Source organism: Phenylobacterium sp. T106 (assembly GCF_057219735.1).
In genome coordinates, this window is the sequence record NZ_JBXVWA010000007.1 from 113208 (window position 1) to 125736 (window position 12529).

The window sequence follows — 12529 nt, forward strand, 5'->3', positions numbered from 1 at the left end:
CCCATGTGGGACGCGGCCGCAAGCTAGAGGCCTCCAGCCCGCGCGAGCACGGCGGCGAACGGCGAGGCCTGGAGCGCCCACAGGGCTCCCGCGGCGATCGCCACGCCGTAGGGCACGCTCTCGCCCGGCTCCGCCAGGCGGGCGACCCAGCTGGGCCCCATGAGCATGATCGGGCGCACCAGGGTCGAGCGCGCGGTGAGCAGCGCCATCGCCAGGGCGCCGCCGGCGACCGCGGCGGCGAGGACGAAGGTCATGACGGCGGGCCAGCCGAGCCAGAGAGCCGCCGCGGCGAAGAGCTTGGCGTCGCCGCCGCCCACCCACCGGAGCGAGAACATGACCATGCCCGCCACGAGCCCGGCGAAACCGACGGCGAGGTGCACGGCCATCGTCTCCAGCGGCAGGCCGGCCGCGAAGGCCGCGAGCGGGAACAGTCCAAGCAGCGCGACCGAGATCCGGTTGGGAATGGTGAAGGACGTCGCATCCTTGGCGGCGGCCACGAGCATCAGCGCCGGAAAGGCGAAGGCGGCGGCGGCGGCGGCGATCGGCGGAAACATCGGAGTCCTTCCTGCCGGGCGTTATGCCCGCCCGCGCGTGAACACATCGTTGCAGCCAAGCTGGAATCGAAAGGGCCCCCGGCGTCGCCGCCGGGGGCCCTGATTTCGTCGATGCGAGCCGGCTTACGACACCGCGCCGTCGACTTCGCTCGAGATCGTGTCGAACGCGCCGCCGAGGCTGCCGCCGACAGCTTGCAGGGCGCCGACGAGCACGACGGCGATCAGCGCGGCGATCAGGCCATACTCGATGGCGGTGGCGCCGGATTCGTCCTTCAGGAAGCGGGTCACGAACTTCGACATGGTGTTTTCTCCTTTGGCGAGCAGACTTTGACGGGGCTTCAAGCTCATCGCCTGCTCGCCCCTAAGCACAGGAGCGAGAGTGGGCCGCCGCCTTTAAGGAGCGCTGAATCCGAATGCCTAACTCAAGTTCATTCTCTACGGAAATTAAGGGTTTACGCCGGTAAACCCTGGGCGGCTCAGGCGCGCCGAGGCCCGCCGCCCCGGACGAAGGCGAGGCCGACGAGCCCGATCGCCAGCAGGATCAGCAGCATCGCGAAGCCCCCCTGCTGCGTCCCCGTCCAGGCCGTGCCGCGGTTGACCATCGTGGGCGCGAGCCAGGCCGTCGCGACGCCCGAGAGCGCATAGACGCCGAAGAACGTGCCCGTCTGGTCGGGCGGGGTGAGCCGGGTCAGCAGCGTGCGGCTGGTGGCGTACTGCGCCGTGATGAAGACGGCGTTCGAAAAGCCCACGATCACGAAGACCACGTCCGGCAGGTGCTGGAACACCGGGCCGTTCCACAGCGGCGCGTGGGCCGCCGCGTCGTAGGGCCAGAAGAAGAGGATCATGTCCGGGCGCATCCCGAGGAACGCCACCAGGCCCACCATCGACATCAGGATCTCGATGCGCAGCGCGTTCTTGGGCCCGAGGCCCGCGTCGAGCCAGCGGGCCACGAACCCGCCGAGGACGGCGAACATCGAGAGCAGGATGCCGTACGCCAGCATCTCGAGCGCGCCCCACTTCATCACGCCCACCGCATAGACGCCCGCGTAGACGAGCACGCCGTTCATGCCGTCGACGAAGAACATGCGCGAGCCCACGTAGACCGCTGCATCCTTGTAGTGGGTGATCGTCTTCAGCATGCGGCCGAGTTCGGCGGCCCCCTGCGCGAAGGCGCGCGCCACGGGGATGCCCGTCCGGGGCGCGTCGGGGGTGAACAGGAACAGCGGGATCGACCCCACCAGCAGCAGGCCCGCCGCCATCCAGGCGACCACCCGCTCGTGCTCGTGCATGGCCGTGTCGAGGCCGAAGAGCGGCGTCGACGGAACCCAGGACCAGTCCACCTGCCCCGGCAGGGCGAAGGCCCAGGCCGTGAACGCCAGGGCCAGCACCGAGAACAGGTTGCCCAGCGACAGGGCCAGCCCCGAGGCCTTGTGCGCGCCCTCCAGGCCCGCGGCGCGGACCAGCAGCGAGTTGTGCAGGATCTCGGAGTAGGCGAACAGCACCTGCACCGTCATGGCGAAGAGCATGGTCGTCGCGATGGAGAGCCCGGTCCCGTCGGGCTTGGCCCACCAGAGCGCGGCGGTCAGCGGGATCATCAGGCCGACGATGAGCGCGAGCCAGATCTTCCGCCCGCCCAGCTTGTCGATCGACGCCCCGATGAACGGCGCGGTGGCCATCACCGCCCAGCCGGCCCACTGGTTCCACTGGCTGATCACCTCCTGCCCGCGCACGGCGTCGCCCACCATCACGGCGGCCACGTAGGGCATGAAGATGTAGATGGTGATCAGGATCACCTGCGGGTCGCGGCCGCCCTCGAAGACGGCCCAGGAGACCGCGCCGCGATCGAGCTTTCCGTCGCCGACGACGTCCGCCTCCAGGGGCGGGTCCACCACGGCGGCGGCGCCTTGGATCTCGGCGGCGACTGGGTCCTGCACGCGACGACTCCCCCGGCGCTGCTCTCTCGTCGGCCTTCGGCCACACCGTAGCGGGCAAAGGCCTGTTGTCGATGGTGACGCTACGCCAGCAGGCGGTCGTGGATGCGCTCGCGGGTGGCCGGGCTCAGGCCGAGAACCTCGTCCAGGTAGCCGTCGAGCGAGCCGTGGGCCTCGCGCATCACTTGGAAGGCCTGGGCGAGGTACTCGGGCTCGACCCGCATCGCCACCATCAGCGCCGCGTCGTCGGCCGTGCGCCCGGTCGCCTCGCGGATCACCTCGCGCATCATCGGCAGGCGGCGCTCCAGGCGCTCGGGATCGTTGGTGAGCATGTAGTCGTCGATGACGTCGTCGTCGTGGACCCCCGCCACATGGTGGGTCAGGGCGCAGGCGATGCCCGTGCGGTCCTTGCCCGCCGAGCAGTGCACGAGGATCGGGCCGTCCGTCGCCGCGAGCGCCCGGAAGTAGCGGGTGTAGAGGTCGATGTGCCGCGCCTGGTGCGGGGCCTTGCGGTAGTAGTCGAGCATGTAGTCGTGGAACGCGGCCACGGTCAGGTCCGAGCTCTGGATGAAGCTCGTCCACTCGTCGGCGGAGTCCTGGCCGATGTCGTTCTCGATCACCTCGGCGGCGAAGCCCTGCCAGCGGCGGCTGGGCTGGCGCTCGCGCTCGTTGGCGCGCCGCAGGTCGACGATGACCCGCAGGTTCATGGCGGCGAGTCGCTCGAGGTCGGCGTCGGTGGCGGCCCCATGGCCGGCCGAGCGGTAGAGCAGCCCGGGCCGCAGCCGCCGGTGGCCGGCGGCGTAGTCGCCGAAGTCGCGGAAGTTGTCGATGCCTTCGAAGACGATGCGCCGGGTCATGGGGCGTCTTTCTAGCCGCCTTCCGCGACGAATTCGAGGCGGTCCCTACGTCAGGGACTGCGCAAGCCCCCGGGCTGACATCAAGTCGGTCGGGTTGCGGCGGGGAGGTGCGCAGGGCGCGGAGATCTCCGCGCGCTCTGCGTCTTCTCTGCGTCCTCCGCGGTTCAATCGAGCGCCTGCGGCGGCCATCGGCCTACACACGGCCTCAGCTGTCATCCCGGTTTCGCCGCAGGCGAAGACCGGGACCCATACGCGCCCGATGTGGGGCCCGGTCCCCGAGCGGCGGCGCCGCGCTCCATCCGGAAAGGCGGAGTCTATGGGTCCCGGTGTTCCGCTGCGCGGAAACCGGGATGACAGGGCAAGGCGGCGCGAGGCTCCTGGGCGTCGCAGCCTACCGGAACGGGGGCTCGTCGAAGCTGCGCAGCTTGCGGGAGTGGAGCCGGCTCCCCTCCTGCCGCAGCAGGTCGACCGCCACGATCCCGATCTGCAGGTGCTGGGCGATGGCGCGGTCGTAGAAGGCGTTGGCCTGGCCCGGCAGCTTGATCTCGCCGTGCAGCGGCTTGTCCGAGATGCAGAGCAGCGTCCCGTAGGGCACCCGGAAGCGATAGCCCTGGGCGGCGATGGTGGCGCTTTCCATGTCGATGGCGACCGCTCGGCTCTGGTTGAACCGCAGCGCGCTCGACGAGTACTTGAGCTCCCAGTTGCGGTCGTCGGTGGACACCACCGTGCCCGTGCGCAGGCGCCGTTTCAGCACGTCGCCCGTCTCGCCCGTGACCCGCTCGGCGGCGCCGTTCAGGGCCACCTGCACCTCGGCGAGCGGCGGGATCGGGATCTCGGGGGGCAGCACCCTGTCCAGCACGTGGTCATCGCGCAGGTACGCGTGCGCGAGCACATAGTCGCCGATCTTCTGGCTGCCCCGCAGGCCGCCGCAGTGGCCGATCATCAGCCACGCCTGGGGGCGCATCACGGCGAGGTGGTCGCAGACCGTTTTGGCGTTCGACGGCCCCACCCCGATGTTGACCAGGGTGATGCCGGTCCGGCCGGGGGCCATCAAGTGGTAGGCCGGCATCTGGTGCTTGCGCCATGTCCCGGCGGCCACGGCCGCCACGGGGTCGGGCGTCTCGGCGGTCACATAGACGTGCCCCGCGGCCGACAGCGCGGTGTAGGGCCCGCCAGCCTTCAGCTGCGAGCAGCCCCAGGCCACGAACTCGTCCACGTAGCGGTGGTAGTTGGTGAAGAGGATGTACTGCTGGGTATGCTCGGCCGGCGTGCCCGAGTAGTGGCTGAGGCGGGCCAGCGAGAAGTCGGTGCGCAGGCCGTCGAACAGCGCCAGCGGGCGCGGCTCGTCCTCCAGGCCCACCCAGGCGCCGTCGGTGATCTCGTCGCCGATGTAGGCGAGCTCGGTGGTCGGGAAATGGCGGGCGATCTCGACCGAGCTGACGTCGGCCATCGCCAGGTCGGCGGCGTCCAGCACGTAGGGGAACGGGATCTCCTGCTGCGAGCGGCCGACCTCCAGCTCGATCTCGAAGTCCTCCTGCAGCAGGCTCAGCTGCTCCACCAGGTAGTCGCGGTAGAGTTCGGGCCGCGTCACGGTCACCGCGTAACGGCCGGGCGACGGGATGCGCGCGTAGGCGCGGCTGGTGCGCGGGTATGGCAGGCCCGGCGGCCATGTGAGCCGGAGCTCGGGGTAGACGTAGGCCCCCGAACGGCGAACGGCCGGGTCGGGCGGCGGTCCGCCGGTGAGGAATGTCTTGAGGGCGGTGCGGAGACTCTCGACGCTCTTGCGGTATTCGGTCTCCAGCCGATCGACGATGCCGGCTGCTTCTGTCTTCTTCATCGGCCCGTATATAGCGCCCGCTTGTGACGCTTGCGAATCCGCTTCGCTTTACGGACGCGCCCAACCCGGCGACAAAGACCCCCGAATTCACCTGAGGTGCGCATGAACCGTCTCTTCACCTGGCTTGTCGTGGGCGCGATGGTGCTCGGCGTCCTCGTCGGCTGGCTGATCAACGTGAACCTCCCGGCCGACGAGGCGAAGGCGGTCGCGGACAACCTCACGATTATCACCGACATCTTCCTGCGGCTGATCAAGATGATCATCGCGCCCCTCGTCTTCACGACGCTGGTGGCCGGCATCGCGCACATGGGCGACGCCTCCGAGGTCGGCCGTGTCGGCGTGAAGACCATCTCCTGGTTCATCGTGGCCTCGATCGTCTCGCTGACGCTGGGCCTCGTCATGGTCCACCTGCTGCAGCCCGGCGTCGGCATGAACCTGGCCCCCGGCGAGGCGGCGGCGGCGACGGCCGTCGACATGTCGAAGTTCACCCTCCGCGAGTTCGTGACCCACCTGGTGCCGAGCTCGATCTTCGACGCCATGGCGCGCAACGAGATCCTGCAGATCGTGGTGTTCTCGGTGTTCGTGGGCGTGGCCGTCTCGGCGATCGACGACCGGGCGCCGGCGGTGCTCGCGGCCGTCGAGCAGGGCGCGCAGATCATGTTGAAGGTGACGGGCTACGTCATGAAGACGGCGCCCTTCGCCATCTTCGCCGCCCTCGCCGCCTCGATCGGCACGCGCGGCATCGAGGTGATCTTCACCTACGCCAAGTTCGTCGGCGGCTTCTACCTGTCGCTGGGCATCCTGTGGGGCCTGCTGATCGTCGCCGGCGTGGTGATCATCGGCCCGCGGGTGCTCAAGCTTGTCGGGCAGATCCGCGCCCCCACCCTCCTGGCCTTCTCCACGGCCTCGTCCGAGGCCGCCTATCCCCGCACGCTCGAGGAGCTGCAGAGGTGGGGCGTGAGCCGCAAGGTCGCCAGCTTCGTCCTGCCGCTGGGGTACTCGTTCAACCTCGACGGCTCGATGATGTACTGCACCTTCGCGACGCTCTTCATCGCGCAGGTCTACGGGATCGAGCTCTCGCTCGCCCAGCAGGTGACCATGCTGGGCCTGCTGATGGTCACTTCGAAGGGCATGGCCGGCGTGCCGCGCGCCTCGCTCGTGGTGATCGCCGCCACCCTCGCCTACTTCGACCTGCCCGAGGCCGGTATCGCGCTGATCCTGGCGGTGGACCACCTGCTCGACATGGGCCGCTCGGCCACCAACGTGGTGGGCAACTCCATCGCCAGCGCGGTGGTCGCGAAGTGGGAGAAGGAGATCCAGGAGCCGCAGGCCGAGCCCGCCAGGGCTTAAGGGGCGTAAACCACGTCGCTCAACGCGGCGTTAGGCGCACCCCGACAAGCTGGCGGCTTCACCAGGAACCCCCGAAGCCGCCGCTCCGTGACGGACCCCAGCCCCACCTTGGACCAGCTCGCCGCGCGCGTGGCCGAGCTCGAGGCCGAGCGCGAGATGACGCTGCGCCTGGCGCAGACGGACTCGCTGACGGGGCTCGTGAACCGCGGCGCCTTCACCTCGGGCCTGTGCGAGCGGCTGGACGCGGCGCGGGACGCCGGCGGGACCGTCTCGCTCTTCGTCATCGACCTGGACCGCTTCAAGAACCTCAACGACAGCCTCGGCCACCATGCCGGCGACATCCTCCTGGCCGAGCTGGGACGGCGGCTGCACGAGGACGCCCTGCCCGGCGAACTCGTGGCGCGCCTGGGCGGGGACGAGTTCGCCGTCGTCTCCGACACCGCCGAGGTCGCGACGCGGGCCGAACGGCTGGTGGCGACGCTCAGCCAGCAGCAGACCATCTACGGCCGCCAGGTCAGCCCGGGCGGCTCGGTCGGCGTGGCGGTCTTTCCGCGCGACGCCCAGGACGCCGCCGACCTGCAGCGGTTCGCCGACATGGCCCTCTATCGCGCCAAGTCGCGCGGCGGCCGCGTCTGGTCGGCCTTCGACGCGGAACTCCGCGCCGAGAGCGAACGGCGCCGCAACCTCGAGGCCGAGCTCCGGCGAGCGATCCCCGCGGGCGAGATTGAGCCCTGGTTCCAGCCAATCGTGGACGCGATGACCGGCCGGATGGTGGGCGTCGAGGTCTTGGCGCGCTGGCGGCATCCGACCCAGGGCCTGCTGAGCCCGGCGTCCTTCGTCCCCATGGCCGAAGAGCTGGGCCTGATCCGCGCCATCGACGAGGCGGTCTTCGAGGCGGCCTGCGCCCGCACGGCGCCGTGGGTGGCCGAGGGCCTGATCGAGCTGGTGGCGTGCAACGTCAGTCCCCGCGACCTGCTGGACCCGGGCTTTTCCCGCAAGCTCATCGGGCGGCTCTCCAGGACCGCGCTGCCGGCCACGGCGCTCTGCGTCGAGATCACCGAGACGTTCCTGGTCTCGGACCTCAGCCTCGCCCGGCGGCACATCGAGCGGCTCGCGTCGAAGGGCGTGCGGGTCGCGCTCGACGACTTCGGCACCGGCTACTCGAACCTGCGCGCGCTGATGCACCTGCCCATCCAGACGGTGAAGCTCGACCGCTCGCTGATCGACGACGTCGGGCGCGATCCGCGCGTGTCCAAGCTGGTGGCCTCCATGCTGCACGCCGCCCGGGCGCTCGGGGTCTGCATCACCGCCGAGGGCGTGGAGGACGAGGGGCAGGCGCTGTTCCTGCGCTCCGCCGGCTGCGACCGGATGCAGGGCTACTTCTTCGCCAGGCCGATGCCGGCCAGGGAGATGGAGGCGCTCCTGCGGGAGATGAATACGCCCGAACTGCCCCTCGCCGTCGCGAGCTGACACGCGCCGCCCCCGACCGACCGACCGGCCCGGTTCAACCCGGCCTCGACTCGACAAGCTCCGCCGTCCAGGGTGAACCGGCGCGCGCCGGCGCCCGGCGCAGAACGCTTGACCACCCCCATATGTTACAAGATAACGCGCGGCCTTCGGACACAGGACGACCCTTGAGCTCAACCGCCAGCCCGGACCGGACGGAACCGCCGGACGCCCTGGACGCGTTCCGGGCGGACCGCATCTACCTGGGCGCGGACCACCGGCGGAACGAGCGCCGCACGTGGATCGTCACGGCCATCTGCGCGGCGACGCTGGCCGTGCTGGTGGTGGGCGGCGCGGCCACGCGATCCATGGCGCTGGTGGCGAGCGGCCTGCACATGGGCGCCCACGTGGTGGCGCTGCTGGTCGCCGCGGGCGCCTACGCCCTGGCGCGCCGCCACGCCACGAACCCGGCCTTCAGCTTCGGCACCGGCAAGGTGGGATACCTGGCCGGCTTCGCCAACGGCGTGGTCCTGGCGGTGACCGCGGCGCTCATCGGACTGGAGAGCGCGGGCCGGCTGCTCGAGCCGGAAGCGGTGGCCTTCGGCGACGCCCTGCCCATCGCGGTCGGCGGCCTTGTGGTGAACCTGGTCTGCATCTGGCTGCTGCGGCCCACGGACGCCGCGGCGGCGCGCAACGATCCCCAGGGCGACCTGAACCTCTCGGCCGCGCACCTCCACCTGACCGCCGACGCCGCCGTCTCGCTCCTGGCGCTGGCCGCGGTGCTGGCCGGGCAATGGCTGGACTGGCGCTTCGCCGATCCCTTGGCCGGGGTGCTCGCCGCGGTGCTCGTGGCTCGGTTCGCCTGGACGCTGGTGCGCCGCGCCGGCGCCGCCCTGCTCGACGTGAATCCTTCGCGCGAACTCACCGACGAGGTCCGGCGCCGGCTCTCGCATGAGGGCGAACGGGTGATCGACCTGCATCTCTGGCGCCTCGGACCGGGGCATCATGCGGTGATCGCGGTCATCGCCGCCAGCGAACCGCGGCCCGTGGCGACATACCGCGCCCGACTGGCTGGACTTGCGGGGATCTCGCATGTGACGGTCGAGGTGCGGACGAGCGGGGAACCGGACGACCATCACCATGGTCATGTCCACTGAGTAGGCAGGAGCTTGGATGTCCGGCTGGAGGCGTCATTTGCGGGGCGGCCGCGGCCTGGCCGTCGCCGCGGCCGTCATCGCCGCCGGGCTCGCGGGCGGTCTCGTCTCGGCGGACAAGGCGGCGCGGCTGGCGTCCGGGGCGCTGACCGAGACCCGCTTCGACATCCTGAAGACCAAGGCCCCGCCTGCGCCCGCGGCGCTCCAGGCCCGCCTCGGCGAGCTCGTGGCGGCCTACGGGGAAGAGGTCGGCGTGTCCGTGACCGACGTGCAGGCGGGCTGGACCGCCGGCGTCGACCAGGACAGGCCCTACCCGCAGCAGAGCGTGTCCAAGCTCTGGGTCGCCATCGCCATCATGAAGGCGGTCGACGAGGGGCGCCTGGACACCGAGGCGTGGGTGACGCTCACCGACGAGGACCGCTCGGTCTTCTTCCAGCCGGTCGCCTACAACATCGGCGCGTCGGGCTACCAGACCCAGCTCGCCGGGCTCCTGCGCCGGGCGCTGGTCGAGAGCGACAACGCCGCCAACGACCGGCTGATGCGGGAGCTGGGCGGGCCGGACGCCGTGTCGGCCGTGCTGGAGGACATGGGCCTCACCCAGGTGAAGGTGGGCGCCTACGAGCGCGACCTGCAGGCGCGCACCGCGGGCCTCGTCTGGCAGGCCTCGTACGGCTTCGGCTGGAACTTCCAGGCGGCGCGGCAGGCGTTACCGCTGGAGACCCGGCAGGCCGCCATGGACGCCTACCTGGCCGACCCTCCCGACGGCGCCTCGCCCGCAGCGATCACGGCCGCCCTGGCCGCCCTGCACCGAGGCGAACTGCTCTCGCCCGCGTCCACGCAGTACGTCATCGGTCTCATGACCCAGGCCAGGACCGGACCGCGGCGGCTCAAGGGCGGCCTTCCCCCCGGCTGGACCATCGCCCACAAGACCGGAACCGGGCAGGACTTCCGCGGCGCATCGGTCGGCATCAACGACGTGGGCCTGATCACGGCGCCCGACGGCCGCACCTATGCCGTGGCGGTGATGCTGCGCCACACCCGACAGGCGGTGCCGGCGCGGCTTGCGCTCATGCAGGCGGTCACGCGCGCCGTCGCCGACGAGTGGAACGGAGACGCAAGATCGGCCGACTAGGGCCCGCCACGATCCGACAGCACCGATTTCAACAGCTTCCGGTCGGCAATGCCGGCGCCCAGGTCCACCTAGGGCCGTTCGATACCCTTCACCAGCGTGAGCCGGATCGGCTCGCCGTTCATGTCGCGGGATGTCCAGACGACGCCGGGGCCACCCTTGGCGGGGAAGACCGTGCAGTACTTGAAGGGCGCCGGGAACGGCTTGGACTGCTTCAGGCAGACCTTGTCGTCCTTCAGGCTCCATTTCCCGGCCGACCACTTGCCGCGCCGCCCGATGGCTTCCCAGGTGCCGTCCGCCTTGAACCAAAGGCGCTGCGCCCGGCCGTCCGGATAGAGCGCCTTCACCGTGTTTCCGAAGGCGGGCGCGATGCGCGCGGCTTCCGCCGGCTGGGCCGCAGCGGCGGGGACGAAGGCGGTTGCGGCTCCGGCGAGGAGCGCAGTGACGGAAAGCAATGCACGCATGGGATCTCACGAGGTGACGACCGAACGACGGGCGGCGCAAGAGGCCCTGCCGCGCCTGAACCCAACCTGACCGTCGCCGTAGGCGCGGGGCCTAGAGCCAGTACGGTCCGATCCCGTAGCCCGCGTAGTAGCGGTGGATGTCCTCGCGGCTGAGTTCGTCGTTCCAGCCCGAAAGCTCGCTCTCGTCGATCATGGGCGCGGTCTCCAGGGCGTCCTTGTCCATGGGGACCACGTAGGCCCGCTGCTCGGTGTCGTACTTCAGGAGCTTCCAGGGCACCGGGTGGTACTTCGCGCCGATCCCCAGGAGGCCGCCGAAGGACAGGATCGCATAGGCCACCTGGCCCGAGACTTTCTCGATGGCGACGTCCTCGATCTTCCCGAGCTTCTCGCCCGCTGGGTTGACCACGTCGGTCCCGTTCACGCGGTCGGCTGGAATGAGCGGATGTTCCGGCTGGGCGGCCATCTCGGCGCCTCCTTCGAGCTGGTGGAGGCAGGGGAACGCGTCGCCGCCGCCGGGGTTCAGCGCCCGGCGACCACCGGCTTGGCCGCGATGTTGGTCCGCCCGACGCCGTCCACCGCGTAGAGCGCCTCGAGGGGCGAGGATGCCGGCAGCGCGGACAGGGCCTTGGCGTCCGCCGCGATCTCGGCCGTCTGCATGACCCCGATGTCGCGCGCGCCGGCGACGATCACGAACCGGTTTCCCGCCGCGCCCGTGAACGCCGCGAGGTAGCCGTAGTCCCGGTTCGGGCGGTCGCCGGACGCCGGCCCCGCGCCTGAGACGTAGGTCTCGCCCGTGCGGCGGTCGATCAGCTCGTCGAAGGTGTCGCCGACCGCGAACCGCGAGCGATCGAAGACCGGCTCCTGCAGCAGGCGCAGGGCCGACAGGTATCCCACGTAGACGATGTCAGCGCTCTTCATCAAGTCGGGCGTCAGCTGCGAGGCCGTGATCACCCGCACGCGGTCGCCGCGCCCCGCCGCCTCCCGCACCAGCGGCACGATCTGACGCAGCGCGAGCGTCGCGCCGACGGGCGTGTAGTAGGTGTCGAGGTCGACATAGCGGCCCTGGAACTGCGGGTTGTCCATCAGCCAGGCGTCCAGGTCCGCCGGCGAGTTGATCTCGAACGCCCGGATCATCCGCCGCGGCGCCTCGCCGTTCTCGGTGTCGCCGAAGATGTAGTAGTCGCCGACCACCACGATGACGGGCCGCTCCCGCCCCACCCCCGCCCACAGCGGCGACGCGGCCGCGGCGGCCAGTTCGTGGGAGGGCGCGCGCTGGACCACCATCCACCAGGCGCCGAGATTGAGGGCGAGAACCAGGGCGGCGACCGCCGCGAAGGGACCCAGCCAGCGCGATCGACCCGCCGGGGCAGGCGCCGGCGGCGCGGCGGCGGGCGCGACCTCGACCACGTCCAGCCGATACTCGCCGATCGGGATCTCCAGGCGGTGCGGCGCGGCCGCGCCCTCGCCCGCATAGAACTCGGCCAGCTTCTTGCGCAGCCGGTGAACGTAGACCCGCACCGAGGCGTCGCCCGAAAGGTCGAGTACGCGGCCGAACACGTCCTGCGCCACGTCCGCTTCGCGCAGGGTGCGCCCCTGGCGGGCGGGGTCGGCCATGTAGTCGAAGAGCCGGGCCAGGCCTTGCGAGCGTCCGAGGACGCTGGCGGCGCGGATCCGCGCCACCTCCTCCGCCAACGCCCCGGCCAGATCGTCGCTCATACCCGGTCTTCGACCCCGCTCCGCGCCCTGTAACCCCCTGTAACGGTCCTGGAAACCGTAAAGTACGCGCGCCGACGCGCCCGCGCGGGCC

12 protein-coding genes are annotated in these 12529 nt (G+C 70.8%); 4 read left to right on the plus strand and 8 right to left on the minus strand.

From position 1 onward, the window contains the following. Positions 1 to 23: 23 nt before the first annotated feature. The 5 genes from AC2D8W_RS16310 to AC2D8W_RS16330 form a co-directional block, all read right to left on the minus strand. Positions 24 to 554, minus strand: coding sequence for an A24 family peptidase (locus AC2D8W_RS16310; protein ID WP_293484730.1), 531 nt, complete (start codon positions 552 to 554; stop codon positions 24 to 26). Between the two features lie 123 nt (positions 555 to 677). Then, positions 678 to 854 (minus strand): Flp family type IVb pilin, encoded by a 177-nt coding sequence (locus tag AC2D8W_RS16315; protein WP_293484862.1) that lies wholly within the window; start codon positions 852 to 854, stop codon positions 678 to 680. Between the two features lie 176 nt (positions 855 to 1030). Continuing rightward, a complete protein-coding gene (locus AC2D8W_RS16320; protein ID WP_293484728.1) occupies positions 1031 to 2488 on the minus strand; it encodes an MFS transporter in 1458 nt (485 codons plus the stop codon). Between the two features lie 80 nt (positions 2489 to 2568). Next, positions 2569 to 3342 carry a tyrosine-protein phosphatase gene (locus AC2D8W_RS16325; RefSeq protein WP_293484726.1) on the minus strand — a complete coding sequence of 258 codons (774 nt, stop codon included), beginning with the start codon at positions 3340 to 3342 and terminating at the stop codon, positions 2569 to 2571. A gap of 391 nt (positions 3343 to 3733) precedes the next feature. Next, entirely contained in the window at positions 3734 to 5179 is a 1446-nt protein-coding gene (locus tag AC2D8W_RS16330; protein WP_484672411.1) for an AMP nucleosidase, read from the minus strand. A gap of 102 nt (positions 5180 to 5281) precedes the next feature. Between AC2D8W_RS16330 and AC2D8W_RS16335 the strand changes: the two genes are divergently transcribed. The 4 genes from AC2D8W_RS16335 (at position 5282) to AC2D8W_RS16350 (ending at position 10261) form a co-directional block, all read left to right on the plus strand. Continuing rightward, positions 5282 to 6529 carry a dicarboxylate/amino acid:cation symporter gene (locus AC2D8W_RS16335; protein ID WP_484672412.1) on the plus strand — a complete coding sequence of 416 codons (1248 nt, stop codon included), beginning with the start codon at positions 5282 to 5284 and terminating at the stop codon, positions 6527 to 6529. Between the two features lie 87 nt (positions 6530 to 6616). Beyond that, positions 6617 to 7999: a putative bifunctional diguanylate cyclase/phosphodiesterase gene (locus AC2D8W_RS16340; RefSeq protein WP_484672413.1), complete on the plus strand. Its 1383-nt coding sequence runs from the start codon at positions 6617 to 6619 to the stop codon at positions 7997 to 7999. A gap of 164 nt (positions 8000 to 8163) precedes the next feature. Then, complete coding sequence (locus AC2D8W_RS16345) at positions 8164 to 9132, plus strand: cation diffusion facilitator family transporter (protein WP_484672414.1); 969 nt, start codon at positions 8164 to 8166, stop codon at positions 9130 to 9132. Between the two features lie 16 nt (positions 9133 to 9148). Continuing rightward, positions 9149 to 10261 carry a serine hydrolase gene (locus AC2D8W_RS16350; protein ID WP_484672415.1) on the plus strand — a complete coding sequence of 371 codons (1113 nt, stop codon included), beginning with the start codon at positions 9149 to 9151 and terminating at the stop codon, positions 10259 to 10261. A gap of 68 nt (positions 10262 to 10329) precedes the next feature. Here the strand turns inward: AC2D8W_RS16350 and AC2D8W_RS16355 are convergent, their stop codons facing one another. The 3 genes from AC2D8W_RS16355 to AC2D8W_RS16365 form a co-directional block, all read right to left on the minus strand. Then, the gene (locus tag AC2D8W_RS16355) at positions 10330 to 10722 is read right to left on the minus strand and encodes a hypothetical protein (protein ID WP_484672416.1); all 393 of its coding nucleotides are present in this window, start codon (positions 10720 to 10722) and stop codon (positions 10330 to 10332) included. Positions 10723 to 10813: 91 nt separating this feature from the next. Beyond that, positions 10814 to 11185 (minus strand): PRC-barrel domain-containing protein, encoded by a 372-nt coding sequence (locus AC2D8W_RS16360; protein WP_484672417.1) that lies wholly within the window; start codon positions 11183 to 11185, stop codon positions 10814 to 10816. 56 nt (positions 11186 to 11241) lie between these two features. Then, positions 11242 to 12438: a helix-turn-helix domain-containing protein gene (locus AC2D8W_RS16365; RefSeq protein ID WP_484672418.1), complete on the minus strand. Its 1197-nt coding sequence runs from the start codon at positions 12436 to 12438 to the stop codon at positions 11242 to 11244. Between the last annotated feature and the right edge of the window lie 91 nt (positions 12439 to 12529).